We start from the raw sequence: 15,868 nt of genomic DNA, 5'->3' as shown, positions 1-15,868 counted from the left end.
ATGAGTCCGACCTCACGCCTTGCCCATATCGCCCTGTTCCTGGCCCCGCTGCTGGGGATCGGCGCCTGGTCACTGCGTGGGTTGATGGACGTCAGCCTGCCTGCCGATGCGTCCCTGCTCGATGGCACCCTGGCCAAGGCGGTGGAAACCCACTACGAAGCGAAGTTCCCCCTCAAGCGCCCTGGCACCAACCTATGGGCGGCACTGGACTACAGCGTCTTCGACGAAGGCCGGCCGGGGGTGATGCTGGGCCGTCACGATTGGCTGTTCAGTGATGAAGAGTTCAAGCCTGTGGCCCACGGCATGCAGCATATCGAGGCCAACCTCAGGCTGATCCGGGGCGTCCAGCAGCGGCTCGACGAGTATGGGGTGAAGCTGCTGCTGGCGATCGTCCCGGCGAAGGCACGCCTGTACCCGGAGCACCTCGGCGAGGAGCGGCCGGGCCGGCAACAGCGCGGGCTCTACCGGCGGCTGCACGACGCGGCGCACTGCAACGGCATCCTCGCCCCCGACCTGCTCGCCAACCTGCAGCAGGAGAAGGCCAGGGATGCATTGTTCCTGCGTACCGATACGCACTGGACCCCACACGGCGCCGAGCGGGTTGCCCAACACCTTGCCCGGGCCGTGCAACGCCATGCGCCGCTGGCTGGCAAGCGGCAGCGCTTCGTCACCGAACAGGCCGCCGGCAAGCCCTACCTGGGCGACCTGGTGCGCTTCCTCCCGCTCGATCCGCTGTTCAGCGGCCTGCTGCCGCCACCGGACCAGTTGCAGCCGCGTCGAACCCACAGCCTGGCTTCCGGCCCCGGCGACGACGCCACCGCACTGTTCGCCGATATCCGCTTCCCGGTGGTGCTGGTCGGCACCAGCTACAGCGCCGCGCCCGACTGGAATTTCCTCGGCGCCCTGCGCCAAGCCCTGGGCAGCGACATCCTCAACTTCGCCGAAAGCGGCCAGGGACCGCTGCTGCCGATGCTCAAGTACCTGCAATCCGACGCGTTCAAGGACTCCCCGCCGCAACTGCTGATCTGGGAGTTCCCCGAACGCTACCTGCCAATGGCCCCCGACCTAAGCCAATTCGATCCGACCTGGATCGACCAGCTCGAGGCCGATGGCGCGGCAGGTCGACGCCTGGCTACCCAGGCCGATCGATTCGGCCCCTCGAGGAGCAACCGACCATGAAACCCATGACCCACCCACGCTCAAGGCACCCTCTGATCGCCACCGGCGCCCTGCTGTTCGCCAGCCTGTTCACCTGGCAGGCACAAGCCGACGACGCCGCCCTCTACGGCCCCGCCGCACCCAAGGGTTCGACCTTCGTGCGCCTGTACAACGCCAGCAACCAGGAGGTCAGCGCCAATGTCGGCAGCGCCAGGCTCGAGGATGTCGGCCCACTGGCCAGCACCGATTTCAGCTTCCTTCCCGGCGGCAACTACAGCGCCCAGGTCGGCAGCCAGAGCCTGCCGGTGCAGCTCGGTGCGGGCCGCTTCTACACCCTGGTCAACCTGCCCACTGGCCAGCCGCGGTTGGTGGAAGAGAAGCCCTACCGGAACAAGCAGAAGGCCCTGGTTCGGGTGCAGAACCTCAGCGACAAGTCACTGAGCCTGAAAACCGCCGACGGCAAGACCGCGGTGGTGGAGAACGTCGCTCCGCAGAGTTATGGCGACCGCGAGATCAACCCGGTCAAGGTCAACCTGGCGCTGTTCGCCGGCAACCAGAAAGTCAGTGACCTGAAGCCGGTCTCCCTCGATCGCGGCGAGGTCGTGTGCCTGTACGTCACCAGCAGCGGCGGCAGGCTCGCGCCGGTCTGGGTCAAACGCCCACTGGCCAATGAGTGAGGGCAGAGGCCATGCAACAACTTCAAGTTCACAACAGGAGAGACCCCATGATCCCCGTCATTCTGTCAGGTGGTTGCGGCTCGAGACTCTGGCCGCTATCGCGCCGGCAATTCCCCAAGCAATTCCTCGTCCTCACCGGCGAGCACACGCTGTTCCAGCAGACGCTGCAGCGCCTGGCGTTCGAAGGCATGCAGGCACCCTTGCTGGTCTGCAACAAAGACCACCGCTTCATCGTCCAGGATCAGCTCGCCGAACTGAAGTTCACCACCCAGGCGATCCTGCTCGAACCCTTCGGTCGCAATACCGCGCCGGCGGTGGCCATCGCCGCCATGCAACTGAGCAACGACGGCCGCGACGAACTGCTGCTGGTGCTCCCCTCCGATCATGTGCTGGAAAACCAGGAGGCCTTCCAGCAAGCCGTGGCGCTTGCCAGCGACGCCGCCGAGAACGGCGAGATGGTGCTGTTCGGCGTGCCGGCGAGCAGGCCGGAAACCGGCTACGGCTACATTCGCTCCGAGCCCGACGCGCAATTGCCGGAGGGGGTCAGTCGCGTCGCCCAGTTCGTCGAGAAGCCCGATGCGCAACGCGCCAGGGAGTTCGTCCAATCCGGCGACTACTTCTGGAACAGCGGCATGTTCCTGTTCCAGGCCAGCCGCTACCTCGAGGAACTGAAGGAGCACGCCCCCGAGATCCACGATGCCTGCCAGCAGGCACTGGAACACAGCAAGCGGAACGGCGAGTACATCGAGATAGACGAAACCACCTTTGCCAGCTGCCCGGAAAACTCCATCGACTATGCGGTGATGGAGAAGACGGCGCGCGCCTGCGTGGTGCCGCTGGACGCCGGTTGGAGCGACGTCGGCTGCTGGGCGTCGATCTGGGACGTGCACGAGAAAGATGCCGACGGCAATGTCATCAAGGGCGATGTGGTACTCCAGGACAGCCGCAACTGCCTGGTGCATGGCATCGGAAAGCTGGTCTCGGTGATCGGCCTGGAAGGTATCGTCGTGGTGGAAACCAAGGATGCCATCATGATCTCCAGAAAAGACCGCGTGCAGGAGGTCAAGCAACTGGTCGAAAGGCTCAAGGCACAGGGGCGCAGCGAAACCGAGAACCACTGCCAGGTCTACCGGCCCTGGGGCTCCTATGACTCGGTCGATACCGGTGGGCGCTTCCAGGTCAAGCACATCACGGTCAACCCCGGCGGCCAGCTCTCGCTGCAGATGCACCATCACCGCGCCGAGCACTGGATCGTGGTCTCCGGCACCGCCCAGGTCACCTGTGACGACAAGGTGTTCCTGCTTACCGAGAACCAGTCCACCTATATCCCCATTGCGTCGGTCCACCGGCTGAGCAACCCCGGCAAGATTCCGCTGGTGCTCATCGAAGTGCAGACCGGCAGCTACCTTGGCGAAGATGACATCACCCGCCTGGACGATGTCTACGGCCGCAGTGAGGAACACGTCGAACTGCCCGACCTACCCGGCCCGCCCTGACGCGCGACAGAACTGACGGTGTCCTGAGTACGCAGACCAGCATCGAATGGATGGAAATGACCTAGAACCCAGTGGTGGGCTGCATCAAGGTTGCGCTGGCCAATTACACGATGGCGGACGAGTCGCGGGTCAAGCAGGCGCTGGACATCGCCGTCTCCAACGGTGATCTCCTCGCCGAGGACAAAGACAGCAAGAAGAAGCGCCACAAGGGCAGCAGCATCAAGATCACCGACACACTGGTCGCCCCACCTCAGGGACTGTTCTTCTTTCTGCTGCCAGCTCCGGAGACCGAGCCGGTAATGGGACTGTGAGCGGATCGCCGCCAGAGGTCAGCCGCCTGCAAAACACATATCCTCGCGCCCTTGCTCAGCCCGATGGTTTCTGCTGTCTCTTGAGTCTCTTGTCCCCCCAGAAATACCCACCGCTGATGCCCGATTCAACCTTCGCTGGCAGCGAGCGCTACTCTGTCGATATGGGAGCCTTTCGCCATTCTGAGAGGCGAGTCCAGGAGCTTGCCATGGGAAAGAATCACCCACCAAGTCGCAATAGCCTTGAGAACGAAGTCATCGTAGCGGTGATCGCCCTGTACCTGTTGCTCGCCATAGTCATGTCGGTGGTGCACTACACGCAACCGTCTGAGCAGGAGACGACAACATCATCGACTTCGCCTTCCCATACCACGCAAAAATCAAAGGCAAGATAAGAGTACTTGCCCACATACCGCCAAGCGCATGAGTACTCAAAGATGATCCGAAGCATTCTGAGGAATCACGCATCACTTTCCATCGTCCAGGGGCTACCCCAGGCAGAACATGACAGTGAGGTGGTTTGGCTTGAGGTCAACGCACCCACGACCGAGGAGAGTACGAGTCTGCAGCGGCGTTTTGGCATTGAAACTGCCCCTAAAAGCAGTAGTGTCGTAGAGGACGGTAATTTTCTGTATATGCGTTCCAAGCTGCTCGCGCTGGGTGGAAACGGAACTCCTAGTTTTGGAGATGTGACCTTCGCGCTGGGCGAACAGGTGGTAGCAATCCTCTCCGATGATGCGGACTTCCGTCCCTTCGAAGTCGCTCTGCAACGCTTGCATCGCAAACCTGCCAGTACCCACAGTCCGAAAGGAGTGCTACGCGTATTACTGCAGATGGCCAACGATGGGGCTGACGCCGTCATCGACCGCATAGCTGACGAACTAGAAAAAAGTACCGAGGAAATCGATGAAATATCCGATGGCTACGACTCCAGTGGTAAAGAGCTCGGTGTGCCGGACCTGATCGAAACGATGCGTAGCCTCAACGAAAAAGAAGAATTGATTTCGTTGTGCATCGAAGCGCTGTTGTCGCTTGCGCGCGCTGTGCGCTATCTCAGTGGCGAGGTCGATAACGTCAGCGAAGCGGAATTACAGGCAGTTGTTAACGAACTTGCCGCCGACGTTGCAGGGGTGAAGGAGCATGCCTATTTCGAACACGAAAAAGTCCGCTACCTGCAAAACGGCGTGACGAATATCCTCAACGTCAAGCAGAATCAGATCGTCAAGATCTTCACGATTATCACTGCGGTCTTCCTTCCTCCGACATTGGTGGGCACCTTTTACGGCATGAACTTCGCCGTAATGCCAGAGCTTTCGTGGGAGTACGGTTTCATCTATTCGATGGGGCTGACACTGACGGCAGCGATTCTTCCGCTTGTATACATCAAACGTAAAGGATGGCTGCGCTAATTGAGGGCGTTTATTGGCGTGCCCACTCAGAAAGGGACAGAACAGGTTTCCGGAGCAGACATAGGCTAGCCGTACGCCACTCTAAAGTGCTCGTCCTGTTTCTTGAGCTGAATTGGGAGCGCGTAAGGTAGAAGACGGTCGGTCTCTTATCTGACGACGGCGTGACACTCGCAACTCAACTCCTCGAGTTTGGGGCGGTCCAGCACGGTGATATGCCCGCGACAGTACTTGATTGAACTCATCCTTGAGCCGTTGCCCTCGCACTGTTTGGCCCCCAACAAGACGCCGGCACCAGGAAGCTGATAGTCATCCAATAGAGTGCGCCCCGCCGGGCAAGCGGCAGCGGGTTAGGCCACTACCCGCCACATCTTGAGGGGCACGGGACGCCCGGGTTGTCCTCCCGGACCTCACTCAGAAGCCAGAAACACTGTTTCAACCGCCGATTGCTGCCGCAATGGCTTTCGATATCGGGGTGGTTGGACGGCCGATCAGCATGCGCAGGTCGCCACAGGAATCAAACAAATGCCCCTTGGCTGCCCCTGCATCAGAGTCCGCCAGCAATGCCGCAAAACCATCCGGAAGGCCTGCATTGATCAGTGCAGTTCGGTAATCGGACTCAGATAGATTCGAATACACGACCGTCTTGCCTGCTTGACGCGCTACCTCAGCTGCAAATTCGGTGAGCGTGTATGCGGGCTCTCCGGCCAGCTCGTAGACGCGTCCCGCCTGGTCCTGACTGGTGAGCACCACAGCTGCCGCTTCGGCATAGTCAGCGCGGGCGGCGGAAGCGATCTGGCCATTCTGGGCACAACCCAGCAACGCACCATGCTCCAGAGCGACCGGGATACCCGCGGTGTAGTTCTCGTGATACCAGCCATTACGCAACAGGACATGTGGAATACCCGATTCTCTCAGGGCCTGTTCCGTATCTCGATGTTCAGTCGCAAGGCCCAACGCTGATTTATCGGCATGAAGCAAACTCGTATAGGCCAGCAACTCGACACCTGCCTGCTTCGCAGCGTGGATCACTGCGCGGTGTTGCGCGGCTCGTTGCCCCACCTCACTGGAAGAAATCAACAGCAATCGGTTAACCCCAACCAGAGCCTCCCGGAGAGTTTCCGGCCGATTGTAGTCAGCCTGGCGCACCCCGATGCGTTGTTCGGCGAGGTCTTCAGCCTTTTTCGGATCCTGGACGAGGGCAATAATTTCCGAAGCCGGCAGGCGCTTCAGTAGTGCCTCAATAGTCAATCGGCCGAGCTGTCCAGAGGCACCCGTAATGGCGATCATCAGTTTTCACCTTGTTTAGTCGGAGTGGAGGCGTCACCATACCCCCACTAACAAACTAAAAGTAAGTACATACATAAAGGTTAGTATGATGAAAACGCAAGATGAGCCACCTCTCACCGCCTTCTCTACGCAAGCAAGGCGCGGAGAATTGCTGAGTGCTGAATGTCCGTCGCGGGAAGTACTCAAGCACGTGACAAGCCGCTGGGGCGTGCTCGTGCTGATCATCCTGGTAGACGGGGTCCATCGATTCAGCGACCTGCGCCGAAAGATTGGCGGCGTCAGCGAAAAGATGCTTGCCCAGACCCTCCAAGGACTAGAGGGGGATGGCTTCGTGGCACGATACTCGCTTCCCGTAGTACCGCCCCATGTGGAATACAGCCTGACGCCACTTGGTCAGGAAGTAGCGGCGCATGTCCAGGTGTTGGCTGACTGGATTGAAGAAAGATTGCCCGAAATCATGCAGTTTCGGCGTGAACGAGAAGCACTGAACATCGTTTCTGACAAAAAGATATCCATCCGCCAGTCTTGATATGGGCCCTTGGTTCATCTGGACGGAGGCCTAGGAGGGTGTAGACAAAATCATGTCGTCAGTCGGCGTGCGAATATGTGTGCCTCGGCCAGCCACACCCACGCCTCGCTCACGGCGAGCAGTCGGTCGTGGTGCATGATCAGTCACCGAGCCCTCTCATTCCAGGCATGAGTCCGCTCCACCACCCAGCGCTTAGGCATCACCACGAAGCCGGTCGGGGCTGGCGCCACAGTAAACAGATCACCTTGTTCTGAGCGCCATTGCCCTGTTCTTCTATTGTTTGGCCCTCGGATCACTCGCGGCATGAGATAACCACGCACACCGGGTTGGAGCGCAACACGACTCGCAAGTGGGTCAAGGCACCGGAGGCCAAGCAGCCGATGTACCAACGCCGCGCGGTCTTCAACAAACTGAGTGCCTTTCACGCAATGCTGGAGCAGGCGCCTAAAGTCGACTTGCTGCTGGCGCAAATCAAAGCCGAGGGTTACGGCGGTGGCTACAGTCAGCTCACCGCTGGCCTGGCGCTACGGCAAGCATTCGCGACGTCAGTCGGCCGGCAGGTACCGCATCTCCGCGGCCTCGCCCATCAGCAGCGGGCTGTTGAGGTCAGCGCAGGCGCGCAAGTATTCGGCGGCCAAGGTAATGCGCTTTAGCTTGCGCAGATCCTCGCTGTAGGACAGCCAGAACTGGCGGATGACATCGACCTGCTCCGGCAAGACCTCGCGCAGGCGCGGGTCGGGTCCGGCCAGGAAGCACGGCAGGATGGCCAGCGCCCGTCCCTGCAAGGCGGCCTGGTACTGGGCGATGACACTGGTACTGCGCAACTGGCTCATGGCGCCGGGCAACAGGTCGTTCAGGTACAGCAACTTGGGGCTGAAGGCCAGGTCTTCGACGTAGGTGATGAAGGGATGCCCGGCCAGATCGTCACGCGTTTCGATAGGCGGATGCGCCGCCAGATACTCGGGTGAGGCGTATAGGCGTAGACGGTAATCGGCCAGCTTGGAACAGACATAAGGGCCGCGCTCGGGCCGTTCCAGCGTAATGGCGATGTCGGCTTCGCGACGTGAAAGGTTGACGAAGTGCGGCACCGGCAGGATGTCGGCGGAGATATGCGGATAGCGCTCCAGGAAGCGGCTCATCTGCGCCGTGACGAAGTACGAACCGAAGCTTTCGGTGCAGCCGATGCGCAAATGACCGGAAAGCCCCAGTCGCGTGCCGGAAACCTGCTCGCACGCCGCCTGCAATGTGCTCTCCAGCGTCTCGGCGTGGCCCAGCAGGTGCTGGCCCTCCACCGTGAGGACGAAACCAGTGGCCCGTGACTTCTCGAACAGCAGCGCGCCAAGCGCCTGCTCCAGGGCGCGTACGCGCCGGGATACGGTGGTGTAGTCGACCCCCAGGCGCCGGGCGGCAGCGGTTGCCGTGCGGGTTCGCGCTACTTCCAGGAAGAATCGGAGGTCATCCCATTTCACCTGATCGAGCCTGGAATTTTTTTGCATGTCCATCAGGGATTTTTGCCTGTTCATTAGTGGATGAATACCTACATATACTCACAGCCATCGCCCCACGGCCAAGTGTTTTCTTCGCGGCCGTGTCAGCCCCTCAACCGACAAGAACTCAGGGCTAAGAGCATGAGCACATGCCTGATTCCCGGCCTTCATGCCAGGCGCATGCCTTGCCAGAGCGCCGCACTCCCGGCGCTCCCATCAAGGATGACCAGCGCCTGCCGGGCCGCCCTCAGTTTCCCCATTCCCCAACCCACGGCCGGCCGTTCGGACCACGGCCGCCACGCCGAACCCTCCCATTGCGTCCACCGACTGCAGGCCCCAGGAGGGGGCGACGGTCAGTAACGACTACCAAATTTCGAGCAATGACGAAGAACTTGGCGACGCCCCCAGGGGCGCTGCCGGGAATGCTGCATGGCCAAAAAAAGGCAGCAGCGAAAGGCACGACAACAACAACTAAAGCGGAGCCCGATATGACACCTCACCACTCCCCCCACTCCCCGGCCTATGAGCGCATCATGGCCAATCCGAAGTTCCAGCGCTTGGCCCGCCAGCGCGCAATCCTCGCCTGGTCCCTCAGCGCCCTGGTGCTAGCGATCTATTACCTGTTCATCATGCTGGTGGCCTTCGTACCCGGCTGGCTGCACCTGCCACTCTATGAGGGCAGTCACCTCAGCCGCGGCATCCCGGTAGGCGCGGCCATCATCATCCTCTGCTGGTTGCTGACCGCCTGGTACGTGCGCCACGCCAACACCCGCTTCGATGCACTGAGCGCGGAAATCCTCGCGGAGGGCCAAGCATGAAAGCCCTCCTCGCCCTCCTCGCCCTGGCACCGCTGAGCAGCTTTGCCGACACCATCACAGCGCAGAAGCAACCGCTCAACCTGCATGCCATCGGTATATTCTTCGTCTTCGTCCTCGCCACCCTGGCCATCACCTGGTGGGCGGCCCGCCGCACCCGCTCCGCCGCCGACTTCTACACCGCCGGCGGCGGCATCTCCGGCTTCCAGAACGGCTTGGCGATCGCCGGCGACTACATGTCGGCGGCCACCCTGTTGGGGCTGTCCAGCCTGGTATTCGCCAAGGGATACGACGGTTTCGTCTACATCATCGGCTTCTTCGTCGGCTGGCCCATCGTCACCTTCCTGATGGCCGAGCGCCTGCGCAACCTCGGCAAGTACACCTTCGCCGACATCGTTTCCTACCGGCTGGACCAGGTGAGTGTGCGCAGCTTCGCCGCGATTGGCTCGCTGACCGTGGTGTGCTGCTACCTGGTGGTGCAGATGGTCGGCGCCGGCCAACTGATCAAGTTGCTGTTCGGCCTGGACTATCAGTTGGCCGTGGTGGTGGTCGGCGTGCTGATGCTGGTCTATGTCATCTTCGGCGGCATGATCGCCACTACTTGGGTGCAGATCATCAAGGCCGTCCTGCTGCTGGCCGGCGGCACCACCCTGGTGCTGATGGCCATGAGCGAGTTCGGTTTCAGTTTCGAAGAGCTGGCCGAGCGCGCTGTCGCCGTTCACGCCAGCGGTGCGAAGATCATGGGTCCCGGTTCCCTGCTGGCAGACCCGATCAGTGCGGTATCCCTGTCGCTTGGTCTGGTGTTCGGCATCGCCGGCCTACCGCACATCCTCATGCGCTTCTTCACCGTGCCCAACGCCAAGGAGGCGCGTCGCTCGGTGCTCTTCGCCACCCTGTTCATCGGGTTCTTCTTCCTGGTGGTCTGCGTGCTCGGCTACACCGCTATCGTCATCGTCGGCACCGATCCTCAGTACTTCGTCGACGGCAAGCTGGGCGGCGCCATTGTCGGAGGCGGCAACATGGTCGCCATGCACCTGGCCCAGGCGGTAGGCGGCAACCTGTTCCTCGGCTTCCTCTCCGCCGTGGCCTTCGCCACCATCCTCGCCGTGGTCGCGGGCCTTGCCCTGGCCGGTGCCTCCGCCATCTCCCACGACCTCTACGCCACCGTGCTGAAGAAAGGCCGCGCCAGCGAGAAGGACGAGATGCGCGTGTCGCGCATTGCCACCGTCGCCATCGGCCTGGTCGCGATAGGCCTGGGCATTCTCTTCGAGCAGATGAACATCGCCTTCCTCGTGGGCCTGACTTTCGGCGTGGCCGCCTCGGCGAACTTCCCGGTACTGATCATGGCCATGTACTGGCGGGGCCTGACCACCCGTGGTGCCCTCTGCGGCGGCCTCACCGGCCTGGTCAGCGCCATGGCCCTGGTGATCTGCGGGCCCGCGGTGTGGGTCGGGGTACTCGGTCATGCCGAGGCGATCTTCCCCTATGACCAACCGGCGCTGTTCTCCATGCCACTGGCCTTCCTGGTGATAGTCGTCGTCTCCAACCTCGACCGAAGCGCCCGCGCCAGTCGCGAACGCGCCGCCTACGCCGACCAGTTCGTGCGCGCCCAGACCGGCCTGGGGGCCGCCGCCGCCAGCAACCACTGACGCGTCTCGCGCAGACAGGTTAGCGGGCACGCCCGTCGCTCCTTTGGGGCGTGCCCCTTTTCAATTCCGACTCACCCCGTTACCGGCGCTCGGGCCGATACGGATTCGCTCGTCCACTAAAAACAACAAGAGGCCTCCATGAATCGCCACACCCTCACCTCCAGCCTGCTGCTCGTCGGCGGCACCCTCGGCTTGTCCGCCCCCGCCCTGGCGGACTTCATCGAGGACGGCAAGGCCAGCCTGGAGCTGCGCAACTTCTACTTCAACCGCGACTTCCGCCAGGACAACGCACCCCAGGCCAAGGCCGAGGAATGGGCCCAGGGCTTCCTGCTGCGCTATGAGTCGGGTTTCACCGAAGGCCAGATCGGCGTTGGCCTGGACGCCATCGGACTGCTTGGCGTGAAGCTGGACTCCAGCCCAGACCGCGCCGGATCCGGCCTGCTCAAGCGCGACCGAGAAGCCCCCAAGCGTGCCCAGGACGAATACGGCGAATTGGGCCTGACCGCCAAGCTGCGTGCCTCGAAAAGCACCCTCAAGCTCGGCACCCTGATGCCCAAAGTCCCCGTGCTGCTGGCCAACGACTCGCGCCTGTTGCCGCAGACCTTCGAGGGCGGCCAGCTCAACTCCCTGGAGATCGACGGCCTGACCTTCGATGCCGGACGCCTCACTCAGGTCAACCAGCGTGATTCCTCCGACTACGAGGACATGGGCATCACCACCGTCGGCGTAAAGAACATCCGCGCACGCCAGACCACCAGCGACGCCTTCGACTTCGCCAACCTCAGCTACAAGTGGAACGACGCCCTCACGACCGGCTACGGCTACGGCCGCCTCGAAGACTTCTACCGCCAGCATTACCTGACCCTGAACCACCTGCTGCCGCTGGGTGACGGCCAGAGCCTGAAGAGCGACCTGCGCTTCGCCCGATCCACCGACGACGGTGGCAGCAATGTGGATAACAAGGCCTTCGGCGCGATGTTCACCTATGGCTTGGGCGGCCACGCCATCGGCTTGGGCTACCAGCGCATGAGCGGCGACACCGGCTTCGCCTACGTCAACGGCAGCGACGCCTACCTGGTGAACTTCGTGCAGATCAGCGATTTTGCCAACCGCGAGGAGCGTTCCTGGCAGGCCCGCTACGACTACAACTTCGCCGCTGTGGGCATTCCGGGCCTGACCTTCATGACCCGCTACCTCTCGGGCGACGATGTCGAACTGGGCGCCGGGCGCGAGGATGGCAAGGAGTGGGAACGCGACACCGACATCGCTTACGTGGTGCAGAGCGGACCACTGAAGAACCTCGGCGTGAAATGGCGCAACGCCACCGTACGCTCGACCAACTTCGGCAACGACCTCGACGAGAACCGGTTGATCCTCAGCTACACCTTGCCACTCTGGTAAGGACAAGCAGCGCTTGGCGCTAACTTGCAGTCGCCCCAAGCCGGGCCGCCACCAGAAGTTTTGGTCGCGGCCCGGTTGCATTTCAGCAGTCCCTTGCTACGTCATTGGTATGGCTTTTTTGCACATCGCATCGGTTTTTATGCGCGTTCTTATTTTATTTGCGCCCACCTATACTCAACTCACCAACCCGGCCATAGGCCGAAAGACCCGACAAAAACAATCAAGGGCACGCACCATGACCCCCAACAGCCTCCCCTTCCTTGCCGCCCGTGACTTCCTGCTGGCCCACCGCACCGACTACGACACCGCCGTACGTGATTTCCGCTGGCCGCAACTGGTCGAGTTCAACTGGGCCCTCGACTACTTCGACGACATGGCCAAGGGCAACCAGGCGCCGGCGCTCTGGATAGTCGAAGAAGACGGCAGCGAGCGCCGCTACAGCTTCGAGGAACTGGCCGCACGCTCCAACCGCGTCGCCAACCACTTGCGTGCCCAAGGCGTGCAGCGGGGCGAGCGCATCCTGATGATGCTGGGCAACGACATCGCCCTGTGGGAGACCATGCTGGCCGCCTTCAAGCTGGGCGCCGTGGTGATTCCCGCCACCGCCCTGCTCACCCCCGAGGACTTGCGCGACCGCATCGAGCGCGGCCATGTCCGCCACCTGGTGGTCGGCAGCGCCAACCTGGAGAAGTTCAACGGTCTGGCCGAAGGCTGCACCCGCATCAGCGTCGGCCAGGACGCCCAGGGCTGGATTCCACACAGCGCCGCCCTGGAATACTCCGCCGAGTTCGAGGCCGATGGCGTAACCCTCGCCGCCGATCCGATGCTGCTCTACTTCACCTCCGGCACCACCTCCAAGCCGAAGATGGTCCTCCACAGCCACCAGAGCTACCCGGTCGGCCACCTTTCCACCATGTACTGGATCGGTCTGCAGCCCGGCGACCTGCACCTGAACATCTCCTCCCCGGGCTGGGCCAAGCATGCCTGGAGCTGCTTATTCGCCCCCTGGAACGCGGGTGCGTGCATCTTCATCCACAACACCTCGCGCTTCAGCGCCCCGGCCCTGCTCGGAGTGCTGGAACGCTATGGCATCACCAGCCTCTGCGCGCCGCCCACCGTGTGGCGCATGCTGATCCAGGAGGACCTGGCCAACTACCGTGGCCGCCTGCGCCTGCGGGAACTGGTGGGGGCCGGCGAGCCGCTGAACCCGGAAATCATCGAGCAGATCCATCACGCCTGGGGCCTGTGGCTGCGTGACGGATTCGGCCAGTCGGAAACCACCGCCCTGGTCGGCAACACCCCCGGCCAGAAGCTCAAACCGGGTTCCATGGGTCGACCACTGCCGGGCTACCGGGTGACCATGCTCGACCCCGATGGCCAACCCGGCAACGAAGGCGAAGTGGCCCTGCCCCTGGATGTACGCCCGCTGGGCCTGATGCTCGGCTACGAGGACAGCCCGGAGAAAACTGCCGAAGTGATGCGCGACGGCTACTACCGAACTGGCGATACCGCGCAGATCGACGACGAGGGCTACATCACCTTCGTCGGCCGCGCCGATGACGTGTTCAAGGCCTCGGACTACCGCATCAGCCCCTTCGAGCTGGAAAGCGCCCTGATCGAACACCCCGCCGTGATGGAAGTGGCCATCGTGCCCAGCCCCGACCCGGTGCGCCTGGCGGTGCCCAAGGCCTTCCTGATCCTGGCCCATGACGAGCCCGGCAACGCCGAACTGGCCTGCAACATCCTCGCCTTCGCTCGCGAACACCTGGCGCCCTACAAGCGGGTGCGCCGCATCGAGTTCGTCCGCGAACTGCCCAAGACCATCTCCGGGAAGATCCGCCGGGTGGAACTGCGGCAGATGGAAGTGCAGCGCCGCCAAAGCGATGCACGGGGCGAGCAGGAGTACTTCGAAGAAGACTTCCCGCAACTCAAGGGCTGACCACCGGCCGGCACCAACGCCGGCCTCCCGACCGAAAACCCGACCGCTCGGCGCCTGGCACCGAGGGGACTCACTCGACCCAACGAAAGCAGGCAGGACCCGTAAATGACTTCTTCCAGCGTTCCCAGCGTCAAGCTGCTCATCAATGGCGAATTCGTCGAATCCAAGACCCAGCAATGGCGTGACGTGGTCAACCCGGCCACCCAGGAAGTCCTGGCTCGCGTACCCTTCGCCACCCAGGACGAAATGAATGCCGCCGTCGCTGCCGCCCAGGAAGCCTTCAAGACCTGGCGCAAGACCCCCATCGGCGCCCGCGCCCGCATCTTCCTCAAGTACCAGCAGCTGATCCGCGAAAACATGAAGGAGCTGGCTGCCCTGCTCACCGCCGAACAGGGCAAGACCCTGCCGGACGCCGAGGGCGATGTTTTCCGTGGCCTGGAAGTGGTGGAGCACGCCGCCAACATCGGCACCCTGCAGATGGGTGAGCTGGCCAATAACGTGGCCAATGGCGTAGACACCTACACCCTACTGCAACCGATCGGCGTGTGCGCTGGCATCACCCCGTTCAACTTCCCGGCGATGATCCCGCTGTGGATGTTCCCCATGGCCATCGCCTGCGGTAACACCTTCGTCCTCAAGCCCTCCGAGCAGGACCCGCTGGTGACCATGCGCCTGGTTGAACTGGCGCTGGAAGCCGGTATCCCGAAAGGCGTGCTGAACGTGATCCATGGCGGCGTCGATGCCGTGAACCTCATCTGCGACCACCCGGACATCAAGGCCGTGTCCTTCGTCGGCTCCACCAAGGTGGGCACTCACGTCTACAACCGCGCCTCCCTGAACGGCAAGCGCGCGCAATGCATGATGGGCGCCAAGAACCACGCCATCGTCCTGCCCGACGCCAACAAGCAGCAGACCCTGAACAACCTGCTGGGCGCCTCCTTCGGCGCAGCCGGCCAGCGCTGCATGGCCCTGCCGGTGGTGATCCTGGTAGGCGAGGCGCAGAACTGGCTGCCGGACCTGGTGGAAAAGGCCAAGACCCTCAAGGTCAATGCCGGCATCGAGCCGGGCACCGACATCGGCCCGGTGGTCTCCTGCTCCGCGCTGGACCGCATCAGCGGCCTGATCGCCACCGGCATCGAGGAAGGCGCCAAGCTGGTGCTGGACGGTCGTAACCCGACAGTGCCCGGCTACGAGGACGGCAACTTCGTCGGTCCGACCATCTTCTCCGGCGTGACCGCGGAAATGACCATCTACCGCGAAGAAATCTTCGGGCCGGTGCTCTGCGTGGTGAATGCCGCCAGCCTGGATGAGGCCATCGCCTTCATCAACGCCAACCCGAACGGAAACGGCACCGCCCTCTTCACCCGTTCCGGCGCCGCCGCGCGTCACTTCCAGGAAGAGATTGACGTTGGCCAGGTCGGCATCAACGTACCGATCCCGGTGCCGGTCCCGCTGTTCTCCTTCAGCGGCTCCCGCGCCTCCAAGCTGGGTGACCTCGGCCCCTACGGCAAGCAAGTGGTGCTGTTCTACACCCAGACCAAGACCATCACCCAGCGCTGGTTCGACGAGGACGATGTCGGCGGCGCGGTGAACACCACCATCACCCTGAAATGATCCCACCGGGCCGGCGCCCGGCGCGCCGGCCCGCCAGGACAAACACCAAGGAATACGAAACCCAGCTGGTCTCGGTACAGGAACGTGTCGGCCTGATCA

At 62.5% G+C, this 15,868-nt stretch carries 14 protein-coding genes and 3 pseudogenes; 13 read left to right on the top strand and 4 right to left on the bottom strand.

The features are described 5' to 3' along the window. The 6 genes from AAHM40_RS23065 (at position 1) to AAHM40_RS23040 (ending at position 5,048) form a co-directional block, all read left to right on the top strand. Positions 1–1,179 (top strand): alginate O-acetyltransferase, encoded by a 1,179-nt coding sequence (locus AAHM40_RS23065; RefSeq protein WP_342246752.1) that lies wholly within the window; start codon positions 1–3, stop codon positions 1,177–1,179. Continuing rightward, the gene (locus AAHM40_RS23060) at positions 1,176–1,835 is read left to right on the top strand and encodes an alginate O-acetyltransferase AlgF (RefSeq protein WP_446731609.1); all 660 of its coding nucleotides are present in this window, start codon (positions 1,176–1,178) and stop codon (positions 1,833–1,835) included. Before AAHM40_RS23065 ends, AAHM40_RS23060 begins: the two co-directional genes overlap by 4 nt. 47 nt (positions 1,836–1,882) lie before the next feature. Next, entirely contained in the window at positions 1,883–3,331 is a 1,449-nt protein-coding gene (locus tag AAHM40_RS23055; protein WP_342246751.1) for a mannose-1-phosphate guanylyltransferase/mannose-6-phosphate isomerase, read from the top strand. 74 nt (positions 3,332–3,405) lie between these two features. Beyond that, positions 3,406–3,642, top strand: coding sequence for a hypothetical protein (locus AAHM40_RS23050; RefSeq protein WP_342246750.1), 237 nt, complete (start codon positions 3,406–3,408; stop codon positions 3,640–3,642). Between the two features lie 206 nt (positions 3,643–3,848). After that, positions 3,849–4,034 (top strand): hypothetical protein, encoded by a 186-nt coding sequence (locus AAHM40_RS23045; protein ID WP_342246749.1) that lies wholly within the window; start codon positions 3,849–3,851, stop codon positions 4,032–4,034. A gap of 42 nt (positions 4,035–4,076) precedes the next feature. Next, complete coding sequence (locus tag AAHM40_RS23040) at positions 4,077–5,048, top strand: CorA family divalent cation transporter (RefSeq protein ID WP_342246748.1); 972 nt, start codon at positions 4,077–4,079, stop codon at positions 5,046–5,048. 146 nt (positions 5,049–5,194) lie between these two features. Here AAHM40_RS23040 and AAHM40_RS23035 read toward each other — a convergent pair. Together AAHM40_RS23035 and AAHM40_RS23030 are read right to left on the bottom strand one after the other, a co-directional pair. Continuing rightward, positions 5,195–5,281, bottom strand: a pseudogene (locus AAHM40_RS23035) (Crp/Fnr family transcriptional regulator); the annotation flags it as partial. Positions 5,282–5,480: 199 nt separating this feature from the next. After that, entirely contained in the window at positions 5,481–6,335 is an 855-nt protein-coding gene (locus AAHM40_RS23030; RefSeq protein WP_342246747.1) for an SDR family oxidoreductase, read from the bottom strand. Between the two features lie 88 nt (positions 6,336–6,423). Here AAHM40_RS23030 and AAHM40_RS23025 point away from each other — a divergent pair, with 88 nt between their 5' ends. Continuing rightward, a complete protein-coding gene (locus tag AAHM40_RS23025; protein WP_342246746.1) occupies positions 6,424–6,864 on the top strand; it encodes a winged helix-turn-helix transcriptional regulator in 441 nt (146 codons plus the stop codon). A 50-nt stretch (positions 6,865–6,914) separates the two neighbouring features. Here the strand turns inward: AAHM40_RS23025 and AAHM40_RS23020 are convergent. After that, positions 6,915–7,163 (bottom strand): annotated as a pseudogene (locus AAHM40_RS23020) (IS5/IS1182 family transposase); the annotation flags it as partial. Here AAHM40_RS23020 and AAHM40_RS23015 point away from each other — a divergent pair. Continuing rightward, positions 7,125–7,379: pseudogene (locus tag AAHM40_RS23015) on the top strand (hypothetical protein); the annotation flags it as partial. The pseudogenes AAHM40_RS23020 and AAHM40_RS23015 sit on opposite strands and share 39 nt — an antisense overlap. A gap of 30 nt (positions 7,380–7,409) precedes the next feature. Here AAHM40_RS23015 and AAHM40_RS23010 read toward each other — a convergent pair. Next, a complete protein-coding gene (locus AAHM40_RS23010) occupies positions 7,410–8,366 on the bottom strand; it encodes a LysR family transcriptional regulator (protein ID WP_342246745.1) in 957 nt (318 codons plus the stop codon). 473 nt (positions 8,367–8,839) lie between these two features. Between AAHM40_RS23010 and AAHM40_RS23005 the strand changes: the two genes are divergently transcribed. The 5 genes from AAHM40_RS23005 to AAHM40_RS22985 all read left to right on the top strand — a co-directional run bounded on the left by AAHM40_RS23005 (position 8,840) and on the right by AAHM40_RS22985 (position 15,769). After that, on the top strand, positions 8,840–9,169 hold the full coding sequence (locus tag AAHM40_RS23005) for a DUF485 domain-containing protein (RefSeq protein ID WP_342246744.1): 330 nt from the start codon (positions 8,840–8,842) through the stop codon (positions 9,167–9,169). Continuing rightward, positions 9,166–10,815, top strand: coding sequence for a cation acetate symporter (locus AAHM40_RS23000; RefSeq protein WP_342246743.1), 1,650 nt, complete (start codon positions 9,166–9,168; stop codon positions 10,813–10,815). The genes AAHM40_RS23005 and AAHM40_RS23000 overlap by 4 nt, the downstream gene beginning before the upstream one ends. A 138-nt stretch (positions 10,816–10,953) precedes the next feature. Then, positions 10,954–12,216 (top strand): OprD family porin, encoded by a 1,263-nt coding sequence (locus AAHM40_RS22995; RefSeq protein ID WP_342246742.1) that lies wholly within the window; start codon positions 10,954–10,956, stop codon positions 12,214–12,216. 235 nt (positions 12,217–12,451) lie between these two features. Continuing rightward, positions 12,452–14,155 (top strand): AMP-binding protein, encoded by a 1,704-nt coding sequence (locus AAHM40_RS22990; RefSeq protein WP_342246741.1) that lies wholly within the window; start codon positions 12,452–12,454, stop codon positions 14,153–14,155. Between the two features lie 105 nt (positions 14,156–14,260). Beyond that, positions 14,261–15,769, top strand: coding sequence for a CoA-acylating methylmalonate-semialdehyde dehydrogenase (locus AAHM40_RS22985; protein WP_342246740.1), 1,509 nt, complete (start codon positions 14,261–14,263; stop codon positions 15,767–15,769). Positions 15,770–15,868 lie beyond the last annotated feature (99 nt).

This window comes from Pseudomonas sp. OTU5201, from assembly GCF_038440135.1.
Classification (GTDB): Bacteria; Pseudomonadota; Gammaproteobacteria; order Pseudomonadales; family Pseudomonadaceae; genus Metapseudomonas; species Metapseudomonas resinovorans.
This window is presented reverse-complemented; position numbering and strand designations above follow the sequence as displayed.

What these genes read in the sequence shown, in the direction of transcription:
- AAHM40_RS23065 (WP_342246752.1), top strand. Translation starts at nt 1, where the DNA reads ATGAGTCCGACCTCACGCCTTGCCCATATCGCCCTGTTCCTGGCCCCG.
- AAHM40_RS23060 (WP_446731609.1), top strand. Translation starts at nt 1,176, where the DNA reads ATGAAACCCATGACCCACCCACGCTCAAGGCACCCTCTGATCGCCACC.
- AAHM40_RS23055 (WP_342246751.1), top strand. Translation starts at nt 1,883, where the DNA reads ATGATCCCCGTCATTCTGTCAGGTGGTTGCGGCTCGAGACTCTGGCCG.
- AAHM40_RS23045 (WP_342246749.1), top strand. Translation starts at nt 3,849, where the DNA reads ATGGGAAAGAATCACCCACCAAGTCGCAATAGCCTTGAGAACGAAGTC.
- AAHM40_RS23040 (WP_342246748.1), top strand. Translation starts at nt 4,077, where the DNA reads ATGATCCGAAGCATTCTGAGGAATCACGCATCACTTTCCATCGTCCAG.
- AAHM40_RS23030 (WP_342246747.1), bottom strand. Translation starts at nt 6,335, where the DNA reads ATGATCGCCATTACGGGTGCCTCTGGACAGCTCGGCCGATTGACTATT.
- AAHM40_RS23025 (WP_342246746.1), top strand. Translation starts at nt 6,424, where the DNA reads ATGAAAACGCAAGATGAGCCACCTCTCACCGCCTTCTCTACGCAAGCA.
- AAHM40_RS23010 (WP_342246745.1), bottom strand. Translation starts at nt 8,366, where the DNA reads ATGGACATGCAAAAAAATTCCAGGCTCGATCAGGTGAAATGGGATGAC.
- AAHM40_RS23005 (WP_342246744.1), top strand. Translation starts at nt 8,840, where the DNA reads ATGACACCTCACCACTCCCCCCACTCCCCGGCCTATGAGCGCATCATG.
- AAHM40_RS23000 (WP_342246743.1), top strand. Translation starts at nt 9,166, where the DNA reads ATGAAAGCCCTCCTCGCCCTCCTCGCCCTGGCACCGCTGAGCAGCTTT.
- AAHM40_RS22995 (WP_342246742.1), top strand. Translation starts at nt 10,954, where the DNA reads ATGAATCGCCACACCCTCACCTCCAGCCTGCTGCTCGTCGGCGGCACC.
- AAHM40_RS22990 (WP_342246741.1), top strand. Translation starts at nt 12,452, where the DNA reads ATGACCCCCAACAGCCTCCCCTTCCTTGCCGCCCGTGACTTCCTGCTG.
- AAHM40_RS22985 (WP_342246740.1), top strand. Translation starts at nt 14,261, where the DNA reads ATGACTTCTTCCAGCGTTCCCAGCGTCAAGCTGCTCATCAATGGCGAA.